Raw genomic sequence first — 25,263 nt, 5'->3', positions numbered from 1 at the left:
AGGGCCTTCCCTATATTTACAGGAGAAAAAATAATCGATGATGCACTTTTTGAGTTTTACCTGGAACCCCCCAACAGGAATCGACCTTGGTTTTTTTACCCTTCAATATTATAGTCTTATGTTCGTGATATCCTTCATCGTAGGTTGGTTTATCATGAAGCGTATCTATAAGAGGGAAGGTGAACCATTGGAAAAGCTGGATAGCTTATTTATATATATGGTACTGGCCATTTTAATAGGTGCTAGATTGGGACATGTGATTTTCTATCAACCCGAATTGTTCAAGGATGATTTTCTATCGGTATTCCTTCCTTTTGAAACCAAACCAGAATTTAAGTTTACAGGGTTCCGTGGCTTGGCAAGCCATGGTGCTGCCATCGCTATCGTACTGGCCATGTTTATATATAACAAAAAAGTATTGAAGAAACCCATCCTGTGGATTTTCGACCGAATTATCATTCCTGTTGCTATTGGATCGGTATTTGTTAGAATTGGCAATTTTATTAATTCAGAAATCATCGGTAAGGAATCCAGTGAATCCTTCCCCTTGAGTGTTCGGTTTATAAGAAATTTCTATCACGAAAGTGAAGCGGTAAGAATTACTGGCAAGAAGAATGTAGATGCAGCCTATAACGCCATTGAAAGTAATCCAGAGTTTTCAGAATTTTTAAATAAGGTGCCTTGGACACATCCAGCACAGTTATACGAGGCGTTCGGATATCTTTTGGTATTTATTTTTCTATGGTATATCTACTGGAAATCTGAAAAACGGAAGCAACTGGGGTATATATTCGGTTTGTTCCTAACCCTTTTCTTTATTGTAAGGTTTATTGCAGAAATTTTCAAAAAGAGTCAAGATGGTTTTGCAGACGGAGCCAATGCCCTCCTGTCTACGGGACAATGGTTGAGTATTCCTTTTATTATTGCGGGAATCTATTTCATGGTACGATCTAAAAATAAAATGCACACAGCATGAAACGAAAATGGATAGCAGCTGTTTTCATAGGAATGTTATTACAGTCCTATAGCTGCGATGAAAAGAAAGAACAGAAAGTACTTACCCGTGAAGTAACTTTCACGAAAGAAGGTGAACTCGTATTGAAGAAAAAGGAAACGGATTCCGTTTTGGCCGAATTGGATATTGAATTTGCCGAATCCGAATATGAAACCCAGACGGGTTTAATGTATCGGAAAAATATGCAAAATGATCGGGGTATGCTTTTCATATTTGAAAGGGAAGAACCTAAATCGTTTTATATGAAGAACACCGAATTCGCCCTGGATATAATTTATTTGAATAGCGATAAGGAAGTGGTGAGTATAGCAAAAAACGCAAAACCATTAGATCCTAGTTCCCTTCCATCTGGCAGTCCAGCCATGTATGTCCTAGAGGTCAATGCTGGCCTAAGCGACCAATGGGGATTGGAGGCAGGTGACACCATAGAATATTCTAAAATTTCGAATTAACCCATTTCCAAAATGTATTTATAAAAAAAGCCCAGTTTTCACTGGGCTTTTTTTTATGGAATTAAAAGGAAGGTTAGGCAGCAGCAGCCTCTTCTTCCTCGTCTTCTTTCTTATCGGCTAAATCGATTCCACGTTTCTTAACGGTATCGTAGAATACAGGAGTTGCAATGAACAATGATGAGTAGGTACCCACCAATACCCCAATTATCAAAGCAAAGATCAATCCACGGATCGATTCAGCTCCTAAAAGGAATATGGTAAGAAGTACGATCAAAGTAGTCATGGACGTATTCAACGTACGGCTTAATGTACTGTTCAATGCGGAGTTAATGATCTTATTCATTTTCCAACTTTGATGTTCATTAAAGAACTCACGGATACGGTCGAACACAACCACCGTATCGTTCAGGGAGTATCCAATTACCGTAAGGATCGCCGCAATGAACGACTGGTCAATTTCCATATTGAATGGCATGAACCTATAGGTAAGGGAGAAAATCCCCAACACGATCAATACATCATGGAATACCGCAGCCACAGCACCCAAACTAAATTGCCATCTTCTAAATCGTAATAAAATATACAGGAACACTACCACCAAGGATCCAAGTACCGCCCAGAAAGACGATTTCTTGATATCATCTGCAATGGTTGGACTTACTTTATAGTATTCCATTCGTCCTGCTACTTTATTATCGTCATCTGCAACGAATTGGTCGTATGTCATTCCAGATGGCAAATAAGAACCTAGGGCTTGATATAAGGTTGATTCAATTTCCTTATCTACAGCAGTCCCAGTTTCATTCACTTTGAATTTAGTCGTGATTTTAAGCTGATTGTCACCACCATAGGTCTTCGCTTCAGCACTTCCGAATGCCGCTACTAGGTCTTCCTGAACCTCAACAGCATCTACATCTTTATCGAAACGAACGGTATAAGTACGACCTCCTACGAAATCGATACCCTGGTTTAACCCAACCGTAAACAAGGAGCCTAAACTAACAGCTATTAAAATCCCTGAAATAACATAGGCTACTTTTCTTTTTCCCAAGAAGTCTACATTTACATTCCTTAGGAAGTTCTTCGTCATAGGTGTAGAACAAGTCAATGACTTCCCATTTTTGGTGTAGCTGTCTATAAATAATCTTGTGATGAAAATCGCAGTGAACAAAGAAGTTGCAATACCAATTAACAAGGTAGTCGCAAAACCTTTAATAGGTCCTGTACCGAATACCAATAAGATAAGACCGGTTAATCCTGTAGTAATGTTGGCGTCCAAAATGGATGAAAGAGCATTGCTGAACCCATCATTAATAGAATCCCTTTGCGACTTCCCTTTGGCCAATTCTTCCCGAATACGTTCAAAAATAAGTACGTTCGCATCTACCGAAATACCAATGGTAAGTACAATACCTGCTATTCCAGGAAGGGTAAGAACCGCACCGGGTATACCTGCAAGCATTCCAAAGATGAACAAGATGTTTACCAACAAGGCAACATCGGCAAAAGCACCTGCTTTACCATAGTAAAAAATCATCCAAATAAGTACAATTATCAAAGCGATAATAAAGGATACCAAACCACTGCTAATAGCTTCTTGCCCTAGCGTTGGCCCTACTACTTCTGCTTGAATAATATCTGCAGATGCAGGTAATTTACCAGCACGTAGCACATTGGATAAATCCTGCCCTTCATTTATGGTAAAATCTCCTGTAATCTCACTTCTACCTCCAGAGATTTTTCCGTTACTTACTCCTGGCGCAGAATACACGATATCATCTAATACTACGGCAATCTGCGTTCCATTTTGGTAAGCATACTCAGTCATTTGCTCCCAAATCTTACCTCCTGCTCCATTCATCTGCATGTTTACAGATACCTTTCCAGAGGGCGTATACGATTGTTGTGCATCGGTGATTACATCCCCGCTTAATTGCGCAATATCATCCCTGTTGGATTTTATGGCATACAAGCCCGTAAGTTCTTCACCTATCTCTTCATTAAATTCTGGCTTACTCCAAAGGAATTTGGTGTAACGCATATCGTTCGAAAACAATGCCTTTACTTCTGGCATTCTGAGGTACTCCCCAATCACTGCAGTATCACGAAGCTTAAACATTCCCAATCCTACATTACCGATTCCTTCTTTCGGGAATACCTGTCTGGAAAGGATAGGGCTTTGCGTGGCAGGATCGTCTGTTTCCGTTACTTCTTCTCCATCTAATAGATCGTTAATCTCACTATCTGAAGTGTCTGTAGTATCCGTTACTGCTTCTGTATCTTGTTTCTCTTCTTGGGCAACCAATAGCTCGCTTACTTTTCTATCGGCCTGAGGAAGGTAACTCCCCATACTTTGAAAGCTTACTACTTCCCAGAATTCCAATTGCGCCTTTTTGGCTACCAATTCAATAACACGATCTACGTCTTTTGCTCCTGGCAATTCTACCAAGATTCTTCCAGAAGTTCCCAAACGTTGAAGATTTGGCTGTGTTACACCGAATTGGTCAGTACGCTTACGCAGTACTTCGAATGCAGATGCGATGCCTTCTTCGACCTTACGTCTAAGGATTGGCTTCACATCATCATTACTCATTTCGCTCGTCTTGATGTCATCCTGAAGATCCCTGTTAAAGAAAATCTCAGGCGATGCCAACCTATTTTCACCAGGCAATGCATCGAAAGCCCTGAAGAATGATTCTATGTAGGTCTCTTGTGCATCTTTCTGAAGTTCGTCTGCATCGTTTAATGCTTGAATAAAAGCACCATTTCTACTGTTATTGGCAAGGTCAATTAAAATATCCTTTACCGAAATCTGAAGGATTACGTTCACCCCTCCTTTAAGATCCAGACCTTTCTTAAGCTGTTTCTCATTGGCCGTTTTGTAATCGATACCCAACATTTGATTAATTGTGGAGATCGAATCAAGATAGCCTGCTTCTGCCGCACTTCGTTCATTGGGCTGATCTGCTCCATACAAACTTTGGGCATATTCTTTTGCATTACTTTCTGTCTTATTCGCGATAAACGTATAGGAGAGTTGGTACAAACTCACCAATCCAAAAACGATCGCAAAGACAGTTACTAGTCCTTTATTTTGCATTGTTACTATTTTTTGGTGTCAAATTTTAAAACGGGCAAATATAGAATTTACCAAAGTATCTGACAATTAAGATTATGAATTATTGAATGACTTTTATAAGCCATTAGGTCCCTATGACATTTTGCATAAAGATGTTGAAGTAGCTCTAGATTATATATCCAAAACTATATATTGAAGTTGGTTAAAGGGCCAGCCCTTACTTCTGGGATATTGTGTGAAGAATTATCAATGAAAAGCGCAGCATAACCTTGCGCATCATAAGCAATTTTGTCAATTCTATTTCTTTCGGCAACTGCAGATTCAACGATTGAAAAGTAAATATCTGCATCGAAATAGCGATGTTCGCTCGTCTTAGACTCATACTCAACCACAAAGCCTGTATAATCAGCTAATTGGTCAAGTCCTCCTTTAATCTCGTTAACATTCAGCTTATAGCTAAACAATTCGAAGGTGGAAGGAAATTCTGATTTCCCATCATTATCGGCAAAGGAATTATATCCCAACTCGAAAGGATCATCTTCGGAAAGTATTTCCTTGATGCTGTCCACATCGATCTGACTGTAATAGGTAATCTTTAATTTGCCTTGTGCAGAGGGTCCAATCTTGATGTTCTCTGCACCCAAGAGCTGTAGTTGCTCCCTAACAATGGCAATAGCCTGTTGGGCTTCTTCTGTTGTAACATTATCATTGTCGAACTGAACAATGATCTCCTGATTTGGCGTATTGGTTTGTTCCAAGCCAATACCTAAAAAGGTAAGGACCACAAAGAGCGCACCAAAGTACCATTTCGAATTCATGCGCCAAATATAGAAAATAAAGACTGGTTTTCACACTTTGAGCCGCCCTAACTTCATCAATTCAAGGATTCTATTTGCTAGCAGTTTACATCTTCCCGTTGCAAAAAAGAAAAAGCCGCTAAATCTAGCGGCTTTCTGTATGGTATCTAAGTATGGATTCCTTTAAAACACACAAAGCGAAAGCGTGAAACTTCCGTCTATTTCGCTGTTAACTTGACCTTCGGCAATAATAGTTCCCCTTAGTTCCCCTGCGGCTGCATCGTACGAAGTAATTTCCAATACTCCGCAAGTGGCCAACTCTACTGTGGTAGTTCCGTTCTCTATTCGGTTAAAGTTAAGGGTATTGGATCCTGCCAATTCCGACAAAACCAAGGTCTGTGGCTCCAATGCATCGATAGAAAAGAGAATAGTATCCTGGGTTCCATCGAAGGTTGGGAATACGCAATCTGTATTGTTCGGTGCTTTCACATAAATGGTACAGTTGAATCCGTTTCCACTTCCCGGGGCTTCAATATAAGTTCCGCCCGGGGTTACAAACTGATCCCCTCTAAAATTACCTTGCGCTGTTTGCCCAGAAGCTTCTGAACAGGTATTCGCCTGTTCGCCTCCGCCACCGTCACCATCATCCGATTTACATGAAGTTATCGTAATGCTTACTAAAAGTGCAAATGCTAAATATTTAATTTTTCCCATGGTGTTGTTTGAAATTTGTTTTGAGTTTTCTTTTTCAATTTAAGAACGTAAAGATATAGTGAATTCTTCGTTGCTTAATGGACAATGGTTAATTGCCCCCATTTTTTATGAAAACTTTGACAAAAAAAGTCCCGTATTTCTACGGGACTTCCATTTTATAGTCATTTTAATGATTATAGTTCTAAAAGACCATTGGTTTTACTTACACCAGCGGCACTTTCTGTCATGTGCTGTCTTTCGGCATCACTTAATTCCAATTCTACGATTTCCTCTATTCCATTTCTTCCTAGAACTACAGGAACCCCAATACAAAGATCGCTAAGACCATATTCCCCATCTAAGTAAGTGGAACAAGGGAAGATCTTTTTCTGATCGCATGCAATTGCCTGTACCAATCCAGATACAGCAGCTCCTGGGGCATACCATGCAGAAGTTCCAAGTAATTTGGTCAATGTAGCTCCACCCACCTTGGTATCTTCTTTTACTTGGTTCAGTCTTTCTTCAGAAATAAAAGCGGTAACGGGTACACTGTTGCGTGTTGCCAAACGGGTTAGTGGCACCATTCCCTTATCGCTATGGCCTCCAATGACCATTCCATCTACATCACTAATAGGTGCTCCTAGAGCCTCAGCCAAGCGATATTTGAAACGTGCGCTGTCCAATGCACCACCCATTCCAATAATTCTATTTTTTGGAAGATTAGTGGTCTTATGCACTAAATAGGTCATCGTATCCATTGGGTTACTTACAACGATCATGATCGTGTTTGGTGAATGTTCGATCAAACTAGCTGAAACGGACTTCACAATACCGGCGTTAATACCGATAAGTTCCTCACGGGTCATACCGGGTTTTCTCGGAATACCAGAAGTAATTACACAAATATCACTACCAGCTGTTTTGCTGTAGTCACTTGTAGAACCTGTAATCTTGGTATCGAAACCGTTTAAAGATGCGGTTTGCATCAGGTCCATGGCCTTTCCTTCGGCATAACCTTCTTTAATATCCAACAATACAACTTCGCTAGCGAAATCCTTAATGGCAATGTACTCGGCACAACTGGCTCCCACGGCTCCGGCACCTACTACTGTAACTTTCATATGATCAATTTTGTAAGTTTATTTTAAAGCGGTACAAAAGTACCATTTTCTAAAGTATTTTTTGGCATGAACACCATAAAAAGAAAAGCCCGCTTCTATGTGAAACGGGCTTTGTTATGATTGCAATATTCTGTCTACGCATCAATATTTGCGTACACTGCATTTTTCTCAATGAACTCCCTACGTGGTGGTACTTCATCTCCCATAAGCATAGAGAAGATACGGTCTGCTTCGGTACCATTATCTATGGTAACTTGACGCAGGGTCCGGAATTCAGGATTCATCGTAGTTTCCCACAACTGTTCCGCATTCATTTCCCCAAGACCTTTATATCGTTGTATTCCAGCAGATCCACCAAACTTTTGGTTAATCAGGTCACGTTGGTCATCATCCCAAGCGTATTCCTTTTTACTTCCTTTCTTCACCAAATACAATGGTGGTGTAGCTATATACACGTGACCCGCTTCTATTAGGTCTTTCATGTAACGGAAGAAGAACGTCAAAATAAGGGTGGAAATATGACTACCATCGACATCGGCATCACACATAATGACAATTTTATGGTAACGAAGCTTTTCCAAGTTCAGTGCTTTACTGTCTTCTTCGGTTCCAATAGTAACCCCGAGTGCCGTAAAGATATTCCTGATTTCTTCATTTTCGAACACCTTATGCTGCATGGCCTTTTCTACATTTAGGATCTTACCACGTAACGGAAGGATCGCTTGGAAATTACGGTCACGACCTTGCTTGGCCGTACCACCTGCCGAATCTCCCTCCACAAGGAATACCTCACACTTTTCAGGATCTTGTTCTGAGCAATCACTCAATTTTCCTGGAAGTCCTCCACCGCTCATCACGGTTTTACGCTGCACCATTTCGCGTGCCTTACGGGCTGCGTGACGGGCTTGCGCTGCCAAAATCACCTTCTGTACAATGATCTTAGCATCATTGGGATTCTCTTCCAAGTAATTCTCGAGCATTTCGGAAACGGCTTGACTTACGGCAGAAGTTACATCCCTGTTTCCTAATTTGGTCTTGGTTTGCCCTTCAAATTGAGGTTCTGCTACCTTAACGGAAACTATGGCCGTTAGCCCTTCTCGGAAATCATCTCCTGCAATATCGAACTTCAATTTATCCAACATTCCGGAAGCATCTGCATATTTCTTTAAAGTGGTGGTTAATCCTCTTCTAAATCCACTAAGGTGCGTTCCACCTTCATGGGTGTTAATGTTGTTCACATAACTATGAAGATTTTCACTGTAAGAAGTATTATACACCATGGCAACTTCTACGGGAGTTCCATTCTTTTCCCCTTCCATCGCTATTACATCTCCAATTAATGGCTCTCTGTTGCCATCTAGGAAGCGAATAAATTCTTTTAATCCCTCTTCACTATGGAAGGTCTCATTAACGTATTCTCCTTCTTCTTTATGACGTTTATCGGTTAGCGTAATAGTGATCCCTTTATTCAAATAGGCCAATTCACGCAATCTACTTGCAAGGGTATCATAGTTATATTCCCTTGTTTGCTTAAAAATTTCATAGTCAGGCTTAAATGTAACGATGGTACCTCTATAATCGGTAGTACCAACAGGCTTCACAGGATAGAGTGTCTTCCCTCGTTCATACTCCTGCTCCCAAATTTTACCATCGCGATGCACTGTGGCCTTTAAATGCTCGGAAAGTGCATTAACGCAACTTACCCCTACTCCATGGAGTCCACCCGAAACCTTATAGGAATCTTTATCGAATTTACCCCCGGCACCAATCTTGGTCATTACCACCTCTAATGCGGAAACGCCTTCCTTTTTATGCATATCGACAGGTATACCCCGTCCATTATCTTTTACAGTAACTGAGTCGTCTTCCTCAATGGTAACATCGATAGTATCACAATGACCTGCCAATGCCTCATCTATAGAATTATCGACCACTTCGTATACCAAATGGTGCAATCCTCGTACCCCAACATCTCCAATGTACATGGATGGGCGCATGCGCACATGCTCCATTCCTTCTAGCGCCTGAATATTGTCTGCACCGTAATTGGTTTTCTTTTGTTCTTCGCTCATAAAAAAAGGTTGTTTATCTCGATTTTTCAATAACAAACAAATATAACGATATCCCCTATAAAATCGGTGGTTTTGGCTACTTTAGACCTTTAAGTTATTAACAATTTTTGTGAAAAAATACTTTCCAAAAAAATGTAAGCTTCCCTCCAAAAAATCGAACCAAAATACGGGTTCCAAATACCTTCACAATTTTTAATGAAAATGACATAAATTTCACATAACATTATCATTTCGACATACCGAAAACAACTACTTTTATTCCATAAACACAATCTCATGAAAAAATCAACAATCATTACAACTCTTTTACTTGCGCTTATGTTTGTTTTCAGCAACGAGGCCAAGGCTCAAAAATTTTCAAAAATGGATGTAAGTCCTATGGATGCGGCGGCATATCCAAGTGACTACAGAAATGCTGACAAGCTTATAAAAATTGTATACAGCCGACCTCAACTAAAAGGTCGTTCACTGGACAAACTCGCTCCCAACGGAAAAGTATGGCGCACAGGTGCAAACGAAGCAGCCGAACTAACGCTCTATACGGACATGAATTTGGGGGACACCACTGTAAAAGCTGGGACCTATACCTTTTATGCCATCCCTGGAGACGAGGAATGGACCGCCATCATAAGCTCAGATCTTAATGTTTGGGGATCCTATTTCTACAATGAATCCAATGATGTGGCTCGTTTAAGCGTACCTGCCACAAACGCAGATGACTCTATTGAGGCTTTCTCTATTGTTTTTGATGAAAGTGATAACGGTGTAGATATGCACCTAGGATGGGGCAACTGCAGAGTGACGGTTCCGTTTACCAAATAGTCATTATACCCTTTTGAAGAAACCTCAAATTGCCATACACTTTGGATGAGCAATTTGAGGTTTTTTATTTTTAAGGAATATTCAAATACTTATGGGTTTGTAATGAAACGACCCACTTGGGGTGCTCCATTACATAATCTACAATGAGTGGAATCATTTTATCCCTTTTGCTCCATTCGGGCTGCAAATAAAGCTTACAATCCTTAGATACTTTTGCCGCTTGTTCTTCTGCAAACCTGAAATCATCTTTGTTGTAAACGATCACCTTCAGTTCATTCGCAGCATCATAAACCTCGGGTTTCGGTAGTTTCATTTTCTTGGGTGATAAACAGATCCAATCCCAAGTTCCTGAAAGCGCATAGGCACCAGAAGTTTCAATATGAACGTCCAATCCCTTTCCTTTCAATAGTTGCGTTAGGGGCCCCATATCCCATGTTAACGGCTCTCCTCCCGTAACCACAATGGTTTTTGAATACTTGGCTGCATTATCTGCAATAGATTCAATTGCTGTAGGAGGATGGATATCGGGATTCCAACTTTCCTTCACATCACACCAATGGCAACCCACATCGCAACCACCCACACGAATGAAATAAGCAGCTGTTCCCTTATGATAGCCCTCTCCCTGGATAGTATAAAACTCCTCCATTAATGGCAATAGTTGCCCCTGGTCGACCAAAGTTTGAAGTTCTTCTTGCATAGGCTGCAAAGGTAGAAATATATTACGCATTAGACCCTATAAGCTTGTTACAATCCGTCAAGCTAAAAGCAACAAGAGTACGTCCTATGTGCATTGATCTAACTTTTTTAACTAGTAAACGAAAACACTTTTTATCATTTTCATTTTCAATTATGTACAACGTATTTTGTAAGAAAATTTGCACTGCTTATGAAACTACCCCTGTTGTTTCTGCTCATTGCCTCTTCCTGTTATGCACAAGTTGGAATAGGCACTACGAGCCCAGACCCTTCATCGGTTTTGGACATTACCGCTAGTGATAAAGGCGTTCTTATACCGAGAATGACCTCCACAGAACGTGATGCCATTGTAGATCCAATAAATGGATTGATGATTTACAACACTGATTCGGATGAAATACAATTAAATTCTAACAGCCCCACAACACCTATTTGGCGCGCCCTTAGCCTTACATCTACTGGGACTGCACCAGGAGCTTCCATGAAGTATTCTAATACGGATACCACTACCGATGTAAATGTAACGCCTGCAATTTCATTACCTGTTTTTGGAACTCAAGATTGGAACGACAACACAACATTGTTTGCCGTAAGTGGAAATCAAGTAACCATAACCGAAACCGGGCGGTACGAAATCATTGTTAACGTATCCCTTATTAACGTAGGCGGGAACGACCGAAACGCTCCAGAGATAAGATTAGCACTCAACGGAACAGAAATTGGCACCTATAGCTCTACAGGATATATAAGAAGCAATAATGGCCATGAAGAATCATCACTCCACATCCGCGAGGTGATAGAAGTATTGGCCAATCAGGTGTTAACGGCGAATATTGTAAGATCGGCCAACGTGAACAGCGTGAATCTTAGGTCAGCTGGATCTTCCAATATTTACATTGAAAAAATCATGTAATGAGAAGTGCAGTATTATTATTTGCTTTACTGTGCAGTTATTTCTCCCAAGGACAAGTGGCCATAGGTAAAGTCGGGGTCGAAAGCAGTGCTATATTCGAAGTATTCTCTACCGATGAGGGAATATTATTCCCCAGACTTGATACCAGTGAGAGAAATGGGTTGTCTAATCCGGCCAATGGCTTGATTATTTACAACACAGACAACAATGCACTAGAGCACAACTCCGGAAGTCCAGGAGCCCCAGTTTGGGAATTGATCAATACGGAGGCTGCATCAACTTCCTACATTAGTCAATCGGCTAAATTTTCCAATACCGACACAAGCACCAATATTAATGACACCCCAGCCATTGACCTACCCGTTTTTGGAACGGAAGAATGGAATGACAATTCATCCCTTTTCGTCGTATCTGGCAATTCACTTCAAGTAACTGAAGACGGTCGGTACAATATTAATATCAATGTATCACTATTGAGCAATTCTACGAATGCTAGAAAAGCCCCAGAAATTTATATAACGGTGAATGACGTACGAACAGGTAGTTATGCTTCTACAGGATATTTACGAAGAAACAGCGGGCACGAAGAGGCCTCCCTTCACCTTAATGAAGTGTTGAGCTTAACCGCTACGGATATAATAAAAGTTCAAATCGTACGGAGTGCCAATGGAAGTACAGCCATCTTGCGATCCACGGGTTCCACTAATTTCTATATTGAAAAAGTAAACTGACCCCTTATTCGGTGGACTTGTAAGCCACCACTTCAATTTCAATCTTGGCACCCCGAGCCAAGGATTCAGCAGCAAAGGTTGTGCGCGCAGGTTTTTGTGGAAAATATGCTGTGTAGATGGCATTAAAGGCAGTAAAATCTGAAATATCGTCTAAAATCACCATGGCTTTTACCACATCGTTCATTTTCAAACCATGCTGTGATAGCACTGCCTTAATGTTTTCCAATGTTTGTTTAGTCTCTGCTTCTATTCCTCCTTCTACCAATTCACGAACGCTATGATCCATTCCTATTTGCCCTGCCAGATAAAAAGTATTACCAACCTGAACCACATCGCTAAAAGGCGCATTTTGTTTCTTGGGTTCATGGGAGGTATGGAAAACAGGAGTCACTTCCTCAATAGAAACTTCGGTTTCCAAAGGCGCTTCCTTTACGCCTTTCGAGCAACTTAAAAATGTAGTTAGAAGTACTAATGATAGGAGGTATTTGAATTTCATTTTTTAGTTTTATGGAAAAGTAAATTACGTAATATTTCAGTAGCAGCAGGACAATTGCTATTTTTATCAAAATTTTTGAGAATGGCCGACCAAAATGTTTTTTTCGATTACATCAATGAAGGGTACAAGACCAAAGGAGATGCCATAACCTTGGGTGCCGCCATGTTGGATGGAACTGCCGTAACCAATGCCCTAGTAAAAATACCCCTAAAAACCATGAACCGTCATGGACTTATTGCCGGGGCTACGGGAACTGGGAAGACCAAAACACTTCAGGTGTTGGCTGAGAACCTTTCCGATGCCGGGGTACCTGTGTTATTGATGGATATGAAAGGGGATTTAAGTGGGATTGCTGAAGCCAGTCCCGGTCATCCAAAAATTGATGAACGCCATACTGCGATTGGAATACCCTTCGAGGCCAAGGAATTTCCGGTGGAAATACTTTCGCTATCCGAACAGGATGGTGTGCGCCTTCGAGCTACCGTAAGTGAATTTGGTCCCGTATTAATTTCCCGGATCTTAGGCGTTTCCGAAACACAAGCCGGTATCATATCCATTCTTTTCAAATATTGCGACGATAATAAACTACCATTGTTAGACCTGAAGGATTTCAAAAAAATACTTCAATATTCCATGGAAGAAGGAAAAGCGGAAATTGCAAGGGAATATGGTCGTATATCCCCAGCTTCGGCTGGAGCTATTCTGCGCAAGATTGTAGAATTGGAACAGCAAGGGGGAGATTTGTTCTTTGGCGAAAAATCTTTCGATACGGATGATTTATTGCGCGTGGATAAAAATGGGCGTGGATTTATTAACATTGTGCGCCTTACAGATATACAGGACAAGCCCAAACTGTTTTCAACCTTCATGTTATGTTTGTTGGCAGAAATATATTCCACCTTTCCGGAACAAGGAGATAGTGGACGTCCGGAATTGGTAATTTTCATTGATGAGGCACACCTAATTTTCAAGGAAGCAAGCGATGCTTTGTTGGATCAGATAGAAGCCATTGTAAAATTGATTCGATCTAAGGGTGTAGGCCTGTACTTTGTTACACAGAACCCAACGGATGTGCCTGATGCAGTTTTGAGCCAGTTAGGACTTAAAGTACAGCATGCCCTGCGGGCATTCACTGCTAAAGACAGAAAGGCCATAAAGCTAACGGCCGAGAATTACCCACTTTCCGATTATTACAAGACCGACGAAGTACTAACTTCCCTTGGAATTGGTGAGGCATTGGTTTCCGCCTTAAACGAAAAAGGAATTCCAACACCCTTGGCTGCTACCCTACTTAGGGCGCCCATGAGTAGAATGGATGTTCTGGAAGACGATGAATTGGAAGATTTATTGGAAGGGTCTAAACTTATTAAGAAATACAATGAAGAAATTGACCGGGAGAGCGCGTACGAATTACTGAATGAAAAAATAGAAAAAGCCAATGATGAGGAAGCCAAGGAAAAAGCACGCAAAGAGCGTGAGGCTACAAAAAAATCCTCCTCTAGAAGTCGATCTTCTTCACGAAGCAGAAGATCTACTAGAAGCCCATTGGAAAAAGTATTAACAAGCCCTACAGTTATAAGAAGTGTATTGGGCATACTAACAAAACTTATTAAATAAACCCATTACTGAACAAAAACGAATGAAAAAGACTCTGTTATTAGGTGCTTTGACCACCCTCTTATTTATACAATGCGGAAAGGAAAAAGATCCATTTTTAATTAAAAATGGAGAGGTTGGTCATCTCAACAAAACCATTTCCATGAAACAGGTGGATTCCATTTATTCACAAGATTCATTGGTTTGGCTAAATCCTGTAAAGAATGCATTAGGCAGCCAAGGTGAAGTAGAAATCTATGATAAAGACGGAAAGAAATTACTTATGCTTTCCCCTCACTCTGAAACGGATGCGAACTCTACTGTGGGTAACATTCAAATATTTGATGAACGCTTTGCTACGGATAAAGGACTTACCATTAACAGTACTTTTGGCGAATTAAAGACCCATTACGAAATTGAAAGTGTTGAAACGACCTTGAAAGCGGTGGTTGTCTTTATTAAGAACAGTGATATTTTCATTACGATAGACAAAAGGGAATTACCCGAAAGTGTGAGATACACAATCGATAAAAAAATTGAACTGACCCAAATACCAGATAGTGCCAAGTTTAAATACTTTATGATTGGCTGGGATGAAGAAGCCGAAAAGGATAAAGAGAAAGAAGAAACCGAAGAATAAATGAAAGCCTCCCAATGGGAGGCTTTTTTCTTATTATAAAAATGATAGTATTATGACCATTTTCAATTCCAAAAGGATTATTTCCGTGATTGTTTTCCTACTTGTTGTAGCAATTACGTTTGAGACTTTTCAACAACTATATTTTGTACGCCGTTATGATATTGCCCCTGGGATCACTTTTTTCGACTTATTGAAAAGCCAGTCATTTCAATGGGTTATTTGGTTATTAATGGGGATTGCTCTTTTTTGGTATTCGAAACGAAATTTTTCGGAGAAGCCATTACAGCTCTCCTATTTGGCTCGGTTTACTTTATGGATTTTGTTCCTCACCTTCATTGATATATTTTTAATTTCAACCATCCAACTGTTGCGAAATGACTTCGAACTATTTTTTTTACCGCTATGGAATGAGTTCATGCCATTTTATACGTACCAAAAAGGACCCATTTTTGTTTTGGGGTATAGTGCCCTTGCCATTATTTTCCATTTGTTCTTTTTAAACGAACAACTTCAGATTAAAGTTCAAAAATTGTCCGAATTGAAAGAAGTCAACCTTCAATTATACAATTCCCTGAAAAATGAAATCAACGACCGAACTACTATCCTTAATATTAAGATTGGAAACAAGAGAAAAATTATTCCAATCGAAAACATCCTGTGGATCGAGGCCGATGATTATTGTGTAAAAGTGCATTTGCAGGATGAATCTACCTATACCATGCGAAGTAGTTTGAAAACTTTAGAGTCTAAATTGCCGACGAATTACTTAAGGGTACATCGAAAAGCTATCGTAAATATGAAAATGGCGCAAGAATTAAATACGGCTTCCTCAGCCAAACTCATTTTGAGCAACCAAACCGAAGTCCCCGTTTCCAAGAGTAACTTGAAAACGGTTATGGATTTCATTTCCTAAGTCTCACCCATTACCGTTTACTGCAGTTTTTTTACCGTTTACTGCAACCCTTACCCTTCCCGATCGGTATTTATAGTAGCTACTGCAAAAGCTTTTGTACTCTCTGCAATAGCCTCGGAAAGGTTTGAAGTAATCCCGTGCTTTATGTTGTTAATCATTAAAAAATTGACTTATGAGAACAACAAAAACACTTTTAGCTTTATGCTTAATTCTACTTTCTACTTACCTATCCGCGCAGGACATTCGCTATTTTGCATGCAATCGGGTTTTTAATGCCGTGAATGAGTATCAAGAGGACGGTACGTACATAGGGGAATTTATTGCAGCCGATTCAGGGGGATTAAGTAACCCGCAGGACATGGTGCTTCACCCAGATGGTTTTCTATTGGTATCGGGAACAAACAATCCACAGATTAAAAAATACGATGCCCTTTCGGGCGACTATCTTGGGGATTGGAGTGACAGTACCTTCGATCTTACTTCTCCGTCTAAAATTGAATGGGGGCCCGATGGAAACCTATATGTGACCCAATGGGGGACCACCCAAGAGACCTCCAAAATTGTAAGTTTCAGTTCTGATGGTACTTTCCTTGGACCTTTTACCCCGTCGGCTCCGCAGGGACTAGGCATTACTTGGGATGGAGATGACTTCCTTTATATTTCACTATTCGGTATTACACCAGGCACGGGTACGGTGCGTAAATTTGACACCAATGGTAACGCAGCGGGTATCTTCGTGGATAGCGTCATTCTAGAAAGTCCAGCTTCTATTTGGTTTGACGGAAATGGCGATTTCTTCGTTCAGGATTATTCTACGGGAAAAGTGCTCAGATTTGATAGCAACGGGGATTATATTGACGATTTTATCGTAGACCTTACCAATCCCGAAGGGCATGCGTTTTTACCGAATGGCAATATATTAATCTGTGAGCGTGGAGCCAATCAGATTAGTGAATTCGATGCGGATGGCAATCCAATAGGACGATGGGATGATGGTGGTCTACTTGGAGCACCTAACTTTATAAGGGCCATCGATTTTTCTAATGCTGGAGTCAACGATATTCAAAAAGATGTGATTCTGGTGACCCCTACAGTTGGTGAAAAATTAAGATTGAACCCAACATTAGCTTCAGAATATAGCTCCCTTGAAGTATTTGATACAATGGGACGAAAGGTCACTTCCCTACAAACCGATAAAACCAATATTTTGGATTTAAGTGCATTCGCTTCTGGGATATATTATCTGAGGGCCCATGGAAACAATGGGAAAATGGCATCACAAAGAATTATGATTCAAAAATAAATCACCTTATCGCCCTGTTCGGGTGGCACCGAGCGGGGCTCAATTTTAAGTACTATGAAATACACATACATCACCTTACTATTTGTTATTACGTTAACAATACACGCACAAAATGAATATGGGGTCTCAGAAGAATTCCCTTACGGAAGACTCAACCCGGAAGCACCCAAAGAAACAGCTGACTTTGCTCCTATCATAGGAACCTGTCAATGTAAATCGACCATGCGCAACCCCGACGGAACCTGGGGAGAAACGCAGGATATGACTTGGACTTTCAAATATATTTTGAATGGAACCGCCGTACAGGATGAAACTTGGAAAGAAGATGGTGGTTATTCCGGCAGTATCCGTCAGTTTATTGCGGACAGCAGCAAATGGTATGTCCATTATTATTCCAATAAACTTCCTTCAACTAAGTTACCTGCTTGGGAAGGGGAAAGAAAAGGGGACAGTATTATCCTTTACAAAGAACAGAAGGCCCCAAATGGAATGGATGGATACTATCGTATTGCTTTCAGAAATATGTCTTCTAAAGGGTTTAATTGGCTTGGCGAATGGGTAGACCTTACTGAAAAAATCCACTACCCCACTTGGAAAATAGCATGTACCCGGCAGGAATCTGATGAATAAAACCGTCGTGTAGCAGTTCGAAATATATAGTATCTTAGGGGAAACATTAAAACCAATTTTTATGCTTTCCCCTTTTCATTTAGCCATTCCCGTTGATGACATTCCTGCCAATCGAACCTTTTATCGCGAGGTATTGGGATGTAAAGAAGGCAGGAGCAGTGATCATTGGGTGGACTTTAATTTTTACGGGCATCAATTAGTGATTCATTTCAAAGAAAAACCTTCGGTTAATGAAGTGCGCAATCCTGTTGATGGAAAGGAAGTACCCGTGCCTCATTTTGGTGTGGTCCTGTCCATGGATTCATTTTGGGAATTGGCAAACAAGCTTGAACAGCATAATATTTCTTTCATTATAGAACCTTATATAAGATTCGAGGGTCAAGTGGGTGAACAAGCGACCATGTTCTTTAAAGATCCCTCAGGCAATGCGTTAGAGTTTAAGGCATTCAAAAACATTGATCAATTATTTGCTACCTAATATGAAAACGATTCCAGAGAATATTATCCGACAAATATTTGTGCTTATCATTATCCTTATCATGGGAGGGCTCATTTTTAGGGAACTACTTCCCTATTTTTCCGGAGTTCTTGGCGCCATAACCATTTATGTGCTCATGAGAGGTTGGATGATTAAGCTTGTGAGACGAGGTTGGAATGCCAACCTAGCGGCAGCATTGTTATGCTTTCTTTCTTTTGTGGGCATATTGCTTCCTGTTTCTGGCGTTATTCTCATGTTGGGAAACAAAATTGGAAATGCAGTTCAAAATTCGGAAAAAGTAGTAACCGCATTAAAGGGCCAATTGGTTTCTTGGGAAGAAAAACTAGGGTATGACCTGGCATCAGAAATTGATGTGGGTGCCATATCCAGCTGGTTATCTAATAACCTTCAAAGTTTTGCGGGAAGCACCTTCAATATTTTCATTGCCATTGGGCTAATGTATTTTATTCTGTTCTATATGCTCACCGATCGTAGGATGATTCAAAATTCGGTAGGGGCCTATGTTCCTGTAAGCAAAGAAAACCTACGGGTAATTGGGAAGGAAATCTTAGCCATGGTTCGCTCCAATGCATTAGGTATCCCGTTAGTGGCCATTGTACAGGGTATAGTAGCACTTATTGGCTTTCTAATATTTGGTGTTGAGGATCCGTTCTTTTGGTTCATCATCGTGGCCATTGGCTCTATGATACCTTTTGTAGGCACACTCATTGGAATCATACCGGTTTTCATACTCGAAATCTCGATGGGTAATACTTTCCAAGCTTGGGGAATTCTAATCTATGGATTGGTAGTTGTTGGTTCTGCGGATAATATTATTCGCCTGTATGTGTTGAAGAAATTAGACAATGTACACCCGCTCATTACTTTGGTTGGTGTTATTGTGGGCGTACCGCTTTTTGGATTCATTGGACTTATTTTCGGACCTTTACTTATAAGCCTTTTCTTGGTACTGTTAAGTATTTATCGCAAAGAATACCAAGGTAAACTGACAACTGAATAAAACTGAGATTATAACGCCTTCAATCGTTCGGCGACCTCATCACGATAACTACGGCTAATCGGAATAGCAACCCTGTTTATGTTTACCAGTTCTGGGGTATAGCTATCTATTTTTGATACCGATACCGCAAAGGAGCGATGTACCCTCATAAATTGTTGCTCAGGAAGTTTTTGAAGAACCTGCCCTAAGGTTTCCCTTGTTACCAGCACTTCTTGTAGCGTATGTAATTTTACGTAGTCGCCGAAACTCTCTACATGGGTCACTTCCTCAAATTGCACCTTTTTCATTTGACGGTCACAACGAAAAAAGGTGAAATCGTTATTCATTACTTCCTCCTTGGTAGATCTAGAGTCTATAAATTTCTGGACGGCGCGCATGAGTCGCTCTAATGAAATGGGTTTCAAAAGGTAATCGATCGCGTTTAGGTTAAACCCTTCCACACCATATTCCCGATAGGCTGTAGTAAATATAATGGCTGTCTTTCCCTGGATGGCCTTTGCAAACATAAGACCGTCTACTTCTGGCATATTGATATCCAAAAATATGAGATCTACCTCTTCTTCATTGAAGGCAGTAAATGCCTCAGCAGCACTTCTGCAGCTAGCTACGACACTTAGTTGATCTAATTTGGCCAAGTGGGTTTCAAGTATTTCCCTAGCCACGGGCTCATCATCTACAATTATTGTTCTAAACTTCTCCTTCATAGTTTTCAAAATTAACCATCAATTCTACGCTATGCCAATGTGTGTCCTTTTCGATATTCAATACATAACCATTTGGAAAGAGTGCGTTAAGCCGATCTTTACTGTTTTTAATTCCTAGACCATGGCTGGTTTTTATTTTCCCAGTAGTATCTACAGTGTTGTTTACGTTAAAAACCAGTTGTTGCCCAATGACCTTAATGCTGAGATCCACTACCAAAACCCCATCTAACTTTCCGCCGTGCTTAAATGCATTTTCTACAAAAGGCATAAGCAACATGGGAGGAACCAGTAACTCTCCTTGAATCTCTTTCTCAAAAGATATGTTCAGGGAATCTTTAAACCGTGCTTCTTCCAAGCCTAAATACGAATCTATATGCTTTACTTCTTCACCCACTGGCACCAAGGGTTTATCTATCTGATTCAAAATATAATCCAATAAATTGGAAAGTTTCAGAATGATATCTGGGGTATCCTTTGAGCCCTTAAGGGCAAACCCATAGGCTGTATTTAAGGTATTAAATAGAAAATGTGGGTGAATCTGTTGTTTTAAGTAAAAAAGTTCTTTTTGCTTCAAAAGCAATTTGCCTTCCAAAAGTTTTGTGGCCAGTTCACTATTCAACCTAGAGGTTCTATAACTGTAACGGATCAATGTTATGAGTGATACAAACGTAACGACCAGATATACCAAAATGAAAATAAAGGAAACATTTCTGGTTAAGAGCGGCATTTGGTTGATGTCGAAATCGAATAAGAACACAAAATTTATAAAGGTGAGCAACAAAATGGCGAATACCGAACATATAACCGTGTATATGGAATACAACACAAAGTCCCCGTGTTTCTTTGGAATAAGGAACTTCGGAATTAAATAATAGGCAAATACATAGGAAACGCCCAAGGTAACGGGCAACATGGTAGTGGAAAACTGAAAAACGAACTGCCAGTCCTCCGTCCCATAACTAAAAAAGTAGACGAAAAACAACCACACCAAAAACCAAAATAGTAAGTGTATGGGAAGGGCTTTTAGAAAATGATGCAACAGTTTTTGCATAACACAAAAGTGCACAAATTTTGTCTGTTGCAATAAATTTTGAGGTGGATAACCATATTAAAGCGATGAATGGTATCCGTGAGGGCCATTTTTTAAACCGACGCTATATTTCGTCATATTGCACCGTAATACTGTCATTGATCGCATTCTAAAATTTTGATTGCTCCCAAATCATAGTTTTGACCTAAATAATTTCTAATTTTATAACTATGTCACAACTATTTGATCGTATCTCTGAAGGCGGACCAGTTTTCATGATCCCGCTAGTACTTATTATCCTATTCACCATCGGTTTATTGATTTACACCCTAGCCCTGAAGAAAAACAAGACAAAGATGTCACAATTAATAGGTCATATTAGCCTGTTTGCGATGATATGGGGATTTCTTGGCTCGTCTATCGGCCTCATTAGCGCATTTGATGCAATTGATGCTTCTGGAAGTGTTGCACAACCTGTAATAGCAAGTGGTTTAAAAGTAGCCTTATTAACCACTGTTTTTGGTTTGCTTGCCTTTCTTATAGGAAGATTATCCATGATTGTATTACATGTGAAATCGGAATAACCAATCAAAGGCAAAAAAATCCCTTTTGGAAGATCTGAAAGGGGTTTTATCTACTTATTTTCTAAGTGACCTTGCCAGCAAGGTGTTCTTTAACAGCATGGCAATGGTCATGGGCCCTACTCCACCAGGTACGGGAGTAATGAAAGAAGCCTTTTTACTTACATTCTCAAAATCCACGTCCCCCTTTATCACATAGCCTTTAGGATGTGAATTATCAGGAACACGCGTAATTCCTACATCGATAATTGCTACGCCATCTTTCACCATATCTGCTTTCAAAAACTCGGGAACCCCAAGGGCAGAAATAATAATATCGGCCTCGCGCGTTATTTCTTCAATATTTTTTGTCCTACTGTGCGTCAGGGTTACCGTACTATTTCCTGGATTCCCTTTGCGACTCATCAGGATACTCATTGGACGACCTACGATATGACTTCTCCCGATTACTACAGTATGTTTTCCTTGGGTTTCGACCTGATAACGATCCAGAAGTTCCATAATGCCGTAAGGGGTTGCAGGTATAAATGCTGGCATATCCAATGCCATCTTTCCAAAGTTTTCTGGATGAAATCCGTCGACATCCTTCACGGAATCTACAGCCAACAATACTTTTTGTTCGTCTATATGTTTGGGTAATGGCAATTGTACTATATACCCATCTATGGCTTCATTTTCGTTCAGCTCCTTTACTTTCGTCAGAAGTTCTTCTTCAGTAGTAGTCTCAGGCATTTTCACCAAGGTAGAATCGAAACCTACTCGCTCACATGCCCTCACTTTACTCCCAACATAGGTTAAGCTCGCCCCATCTTCACCTACAATGACAGCCGCAAGATGAGGTGCTCTTTCACCACGTTCTTTCATGGCCTGCACTTCTACTGCGATCTCGTCTTTTATATCGTTACTGGTTTTTTTACCGTCTAAGAGGGTCATAGCTATGTTGTTGGTTAGTTAAAATTTACCTCATTTTTCCCATCATCTGCATCATCTGCTTTCCTCGTCCTCCTTGCATCATCTTCATCATTTTGCTCATTTGGTCGAATTGCTTCAGTAGTTGGTTTACTTGTTGCACAGAAGTACCACTTCCTTTTGCAATTCGCTTTTTTCTACTAGCATTTATAACTGCAGGTTTACTTCGTTCCCCTGGTGTCATGGAATGGATAATGGCTTCAATATGTTTAAATGCGTCATCATCTATATCCATTCCTTTTAAAGCCTTTCCTGCCCCTGGGATCATACCTACAAGATCCTTCATACTTCCCATTTTCTTCACCTGTTGGATCTGTTTCAGGAAATCATCGAATCCAAATTGATTCTTGGCTATTTTCTTCTGAAGTTTTCTCGCTTCCTCCTCGTCGAACTGCTCTTGAGCTCTTTCCACAAGTGAAACCACATCTCCCATACCCAAGATACGATCGGCCATACGTGAAGGGTGGAACACATCGACGGCGTCCATCTTTTCACCAGTACCTATAAACTTGATGGGCTTATTAACCACGCTCTTAATGGAAATGGCTGCACCACCACGGGTATCACCATCCAACTTGGTCAATACAACCCCGTCAAAATTCAGTCTATCGTTGAATGCCTTGGCTGTATTCACTGCATCTTGTCCAGTCATGGAATCGACCACGAACAAGGTCTCCTGAGGTGTAATCGCTTTATGGATATTAGCGATTTCTGTCATCATCTCCTCATCTACCGCCAAACGACCCGCAGTATCGACAATCACCACATTATGGCCATGCTGTTTCGCATGAGCTATTGCATTGGTAGAAATTGCCACAGGGTCCATATTGCCTTCTTCGCTATACACATCGACCTTGATCTGTTCCCCTACTACATGCAATTGATTTATGGCCGCAGGACGATATACGTCGCAAGCTACCAACAAAGGTTTCTTGGTTTTCTTCGTTTTAAGGAAATTTGCCAGCTTCCCGGAGAATGTAGTTTTACCACTACCCTGCAAACCAGACATCAGAATCACAGTAGGGGCTCCACTTAGGTTAATTCCTTCGGCATCGCCTCCCATCAATTGCGTAAGCTCGTCCTTTACAATCTTCACCATTAATTGTCCTGGTTGAAGGGTGGTAAGTACGTCTTGCCCAATGGCCTTTTCCTTTACCCTATTGGTAAATTCTTTGGCTATTTTAAAGTTCACATCCGCATCCAATAATGCACGGCGAACTTCTTTGAGTGTTTCTGCTACGTTTACTTCGGTAATACTCCCATGTCCTTTGAGGACGTGTAGGGCTTTATCCAGCTTATCGCTTAAATTATCGAACATATGCTTGCTTCCATTTTTAAGAATCGCAAAGATACAAATTGAGTAGGGAGTGGCAAAGGGTAACATTTTAATAGTTTACGCGTCCAAATATTTAATCGGAGCTATAGAAAATGAAAGCCATTTTAGAGCCTTGCGCAACTACATATGAAAAACCGCCTTGGTTCCCGAAGGTTCCAAGGCGGCCTAACAACTAACTAAACAACCAAACTATTTATAGCCAGTTAGCTATAAAGTGGGTAAAATAACTTTATCAATGGCGTGAACTACACCATTTATTGCTTGTACGTCTACCACTATAATATTACTAACCCTTCCGTTCGAGTCGGTAATGGTAGCATTTGTGGCATCTACGGTCACATCGCCACCAAGTGTGGTTACAGGACCATCGGTAAGATCGGTAGAACGTACATTGGCTTCGCCAATTACATGTAAATTCAAAGTGGCCGTGAGCGTAGCGGTATCAATATCATCCAAACTTCCAGCTCCCAATTCTGTCAATAAATCCCCAAAAGCATCGTTAGTGGGCGCAAATACCGTGAATGGCGCCGGAGCTGTACCATCGGGTGTACTCAATATTCCTACAAAATCCGGTTGATCGGAGCGCGTCAAGGCCGCTACCAATGTAGAGAAGGTCGGGTCTGCCGTTGCAAATGTAACTACCGTAGGCAGCCCAATAACAGCATCCACAGCATGGATTACCCCATTATCTACTTCGACGTCTGCAGTAGCTACCGAAGACTGTCCATTTAATGTTACCCCAGAAGTGGTATCTACAAACATGCTTAGGTTTAAGCCGTCAACAGCAATACCCAAGGTATTAACGTATCCAGTTGTTAACTGGGTAGACAGCACGGTGCCATTTACCACGTGATTCAACAACACATTCGTAAGAACATCGGTTGGCACATCATCCAACGAGGTGAAGTTATTGGCAGTTAAAAAGGCATCGAATGCCGTATTATTTGGGGCGAAAACTGTATAATTTGTAGTTCCATCTAGCGTGCTTACCAATCCTGCTCTGTCTAGAGCGGCCAGCAATGTAGAGTAATCTGCATTATCGGCTACGAAATCGGCTATGGTTTGTCCACCGGGATCCATTACATTGCCATTGTCGTCGTCGTCACTACAGGACACAATAGCCAATGTTAACAATAGAGTCAGTGTTAATTTTAAGAAGTTTTTCATTTCAA

General features: G+C 40.6%; 25 protein-coding genes. 13 read left to right on the top strand and 12 right to left on the bottom strand.

Annotation, left to right across the window (positions count from 1 at the left end):
- The first annotated feature begins 37 nt into the window (after positions 1-37).
- Both lgt and AC6JAD_RS10630 read left to right on the top strand, forming a co-directional pair.
- A complete protein-coding gene (lgt, locus tag AC6JAD_RS10635; protein WP_461304858.1) occupies positions 38-976 on the top strand; it encodes a prolipoprotein diacylglyceryl transferase in 939 nt (312 codons plus the stop codon).
- A complete protein-coding gene (locus tag AC6JAD_RS10630) occupies positions 973-1,467 on the top strand; it encodes a DUF192 domain-containing protein (RefSeq protein WP_461304859.1) in 495 nt (164 codons plus the stop codon). Before lgt ends, AC6JAD_RS10630 begins: the two co-directional genes overlap by 4 nt.
- A 73-nt stretch (positions 1,468-1,540) precedes the next feature.
- Here AC6JAD_RS10630 and secDF read toward each other — a convergent pair whose 3' ends face one another.
- The 5 genes from secDF to gyrB all read right to left on the bottom strand — a co-directional run bounded on the left by secDF (position 1,541) and on the right by gyrB (position 9,229).
- Entirely contained in the window at positions 1,541-4,567 is a 3,027-nt protein-coding gene (gene secDF, locus AC6JAD_RS10625; RefSeq protein ID WP_461304860.1) for a protein translocase subunit SecDF, read from the bottom strand.
- A 164-nt stretch (positions 4,568-4,731) separates the two neighbouring features.
- Positions 4,732-5,364, bottom strand: a complete 633-nt coding sequence (locus AC6JAD_RS10620) for a hypothetical protein (RefSeq protein ID WP_461304861.1) — start codon at positions 5,362-5,364, stop codon at positions 4,732-4,734.
- A gap of 162 nt (positions 5,365-5,526) precedes the next feature.
- On the bottom strand, positions 5,527-6,057 hold the full coding sequence (locus AC6JAD_RS10615) for a hypothetical protein (RefSeq protein ID WP_461304862.1): 531 nt from the start codon (positions 6,055-6,057) through the stop codon (positions 5,527-5,529).
- 173 nt (positions 6,058-6,230) lie between these two features.
- On the bottom strand, positions 6,231-7,157 hold the full coding sequence (mdh, locus tag AC6JAD_RS10610) for a malate dehydrogenase (RefSeq protein WP_461304863.1): 927 nt from the start codon (positions 7,155-7,157) through the stop codon (positions 6,231-6,233).
- 134 nt (positions 7,158-7,291) lie between these two features.
- Positions 7,292-9,229, bottom strand: a complete 1,938-nt coding sequence (gene gyrB, locus AC6JAD_RS10605; protein WP_461304864.1) for a DNA topoisomerase (ATP-hydrolyzing) subunit B — start codon at positions 9,227-9,229, stop codon at positions 7,292-7,294.
- Positions 9,230-9,505: 276 nt separating this feature from the next.
- Here gyrB and AC6JAD_RS10600 point away from each other — a divergent pair, with 276 nt between their 5' ends.
- Complete coding sequence (locus tag AC6JAD_RS10600) at positions 9,506-10,051, top strand: DUF2911 domain-containing protein (protein ID WP_461304865.1); 546 nt, start codon at positions 9,506-9,508, stop codon at positions 10,049-10,051.
- Positions 10,052-10,121: 70 nt separating this feature from the next.
- Here the strand turns inward: AC6JAD_RS10600 and AC6JAD_RS10595 are convergent, their stop codons facing one another.
- Positions 10,122-10,751, bottom strand: a complete 630-nt coding sequence (locus AC6JAD_RS10595; RefSeq protein ID WP_461304866.1) for a 7-carboxy-7-deazaguanine synthase QueE — start codon at positions 10,749-10,751, stop codon at positions 10,122-10,124.
- A gap of 189 nt (positions 10,752-10,940) precedes the next feature.
- Here AC6JAD_RS10595 and AC6JAD_RS10590 point away from each other — a divergent pair, with 189 nt between their 5' ends.
- Positions 10,941-11,663, top strand: coding sequence for a phage tail-like protein (locus tag AC6JAD_RS10590; RefSeq protein ID WP_461304867.1), 723 nt, complete (start codon positions 10,941-10,943; stop codon positions 11,661-11,663).
- Entirely contained in the window at positions 11,663-12,394 is a 732-nt protein-coding gene (locus AC6JAD_RS10585; protein ID WP_461304868.1) for a phage tail-like protein, read from the top strand. The genes AC6JAD_RS10590 and AC6JAD_RS10585 overlap by 1 nt, the downstream gene beginning before the upstream one ends.
- 4 nt (positions 12,395-12,398) lie before the next feature.
- On the opposite strand, the gene AC6JAD_RS10580 is transcribed toward AC6JAD_RS10585, so the two are convergent.
- Positions 12,399-12,890, bottom strand: a complete 492-nt coding sequence (locus tag AC6JAD_RS10580) for a RidA family protein (RefSeq protein ID WP_461304869.1) — start codon at positions 12,888-12,890, stop codon at positions 12,399-12,401.
- 81 nt (positions 12,891-12,971) lie between these two features.
- Between AC6JAD_RS10580 and AC6JAD_RS10575 the strand changes: the two genes are divergently transcribed.
- The 7 genes from AC6JAD_RS10575 (at position 12,972) to AC6JAD_RS10545 (ending at position 19,471) form a co-directional block, all read left to right on the top strand.
- Complete coding sequence (locus AC6JAD_RS10575) at positions 12,972-14,507, top strand: helicase HerA-like domain-containing protein (protein ID WP_461304870.1); 1,536 nt, start codon at positions 12,972-12,974, stop codon at positions 14,505-14,507.
- A gap of 22 nt (positions 14,508-14,529) precedes the next feature.
- Positions 14,530-15,126: a hypothetical protein gene (locus AC6JAD_RS10570; RefSeq protein WP_461304871.1), complete on the top strand. Its 597-nt coding sequence runs from the start codon at positions 14,530-14,532 to the stop codon at positions 15,124-15,126.
- Between the two features lie 52 nt (positions 15,127-15,178).
- Positions 15,179-16,039: a LytR/AlgR family response regulator transcription factor gene (locus tag AC6JAD_RS10565; protein WP_461304872.1), complete on the top strand. Its 861-nt coding sequence runs from the start codon at positions 15,179-15,181 to the stop codon at positions 16,037-16,039.
- Between the two features lie 172 nt (positions 16,040-16,211).
- The gene (locus AC6JAD_RS10560; protein ID WP_461304873.1) at positions 16,212-17,342 is read left to right on the top strand and encodes a T9SS type A sorting domain-containing protein; all 1,131 of its coding nucleotides are present in this window, start codon (positions 16,212-16,214) and stop codon (positions 17,340-17,342) included.
- 54 nt (positions 17,343-17,396) lie between these two features.
- Positions 17,397-17,972 carry a hypothetical protein gene (locus AC6JAD_RS10555; protein WP_461304874.1) on the top strand — a complete coding sequence of 192 codons (576 nt, stop codon included), beginning with the start codon at positions 17,397-17,399 and terminating at the stop codon, positions 17,970-17,972.
- 61 nt (positions 17,973-18,033) lie between these two features.
- On the top strand, positions 18,034-18,450 hold the full coding sequence (locus AC6JAD_RS10550) for a VOC family protein (protein WP_461304875.1): 417 nt from the start codon (positions 18,034-18,036) through the stop codon (positions 18,448-18,450).
- A gap of 1 nt (position 18,451) precedes the next feature.
- Complete coding sequence (locus AC6JAD_RS10545; protein ID WP_461304876.1) at positions 18,452-19,471, top strand: AI-2E family transporter; 1,020 nt, start codon at positions 18,452-18,454, stop codon at positions 19,469-19,471.
- Between the two features lie 8 nt (positions 19,472-19,479).
- On the opposite strand, the gene AC6JAD_RS10540 is transcribed toward AC6JAD_RS10545, so the two are convergent.
- Positions 19,480-20,175: a LytR/AlgR family response regulator transcription factor gene (locus AC6JAD_RS10540; RefSeq protein WP_461304877.1), complete on the bottom strand. Its 696-nt coding sequence runs from the start codon at positions 20,173-20,175 to the stop codon at positions 19,480-19,482.
- Positions 20,159-21,226: a sensor histidine kinase gene (locus tag AC6JAD_RS10535; RefSeq protein ID WP_461304878.1), complete on the bottom strand. Its 1,068-nt coding sequence runs from the start codon at positions 21,224-21,226 to the stop codon at positions 20,159-20,161. The genes AC6JAD_RS10540 and AC6JAD_RS10535 overlap by 17 nt, the downstream gene beginning before the upstream one ends.
- Before the next feature lie 209 nt (positions 21,227-21,435).
- Between AC6JAD_RS10535 and AC6JAD_RS10530 the strand changes: the two genes are divergently transcribed.
- Positions 21,436-21,789: a MotA/TolQ/ExbB proton channel family protein gene (locus AC6JAD_RS10530; protein ID WP_461304879.1), complete on the top strand. Its 354-nt coding sequence runs from the start codon at positions 21,436-21,438 to the stop codon at positions 21,787-21,789.
- A gap of 54 nt (positions 21,790-21,843) precedes the next feature.
- Here AC6JAD_RS10530 and AC6JAD_RS10525 read toward each other — a convergent pair whose 3' ends face one another.
- The 3 genes from AC6JAD_RS10525 to AC6JAD_RS10515 all read right to left on the bottom strand — a co-directional run bounded on the left by AC6JAD_RS10525 (position 21,844) and on the right by AC6JAD_RS10515 (position 25,258).
- Positions 21,844-22,719: a bifunctional 5,10-methylenetetrahydrofolate dehydrogenase/5,10-methenyltetrahydrofolate cyclohydrolase gene (locus tag AC6JAD_RS10525; RefSeq protein ID WP_461304880.1), complete on the bottom strand. Its 876-nt coding sequence runs from the start codon at positions 22,717-22,719 to the stop codon at positions 21,844-21,846.
- A gap of 25 nt (positions 22,720-22,744) precedes the next feature.
- Positions 22,745-24,073 (bottom strand): signal recognition particle protein, encoded by a 1,329-nt coding sequence (ffh, locus tag AC6JAD_RS10520; protein WP_461305034.1) that lies wholly within the window; start codon positions 24,071-24,073, stop codon positions 22,745-22,747.
- 225 nt (positions 24,074-24,298) lie between these two features.
- Positions 24,299-25,258 (bottom strand): fasciclin domain-containing protein, encoded by a 960-nt coding sequence (locus tag AC6JAD_RS10515; protein ID WP_461304881.1) that lies wholly within the window; start codon positions 25,256-25,258, stop codon positions 24,299-24,301.
- Positions 25,259-25,263: the final 5 nt, after the last annotated feature.

Source organism: Aureisphaera sp. (genome assembly GCF_059726885.1).
The sequence above is the reverse complement of the archived record's forward strand: the minus strand, read 5'-3'. Positions and strand labels throughout refer to the sequence as shown.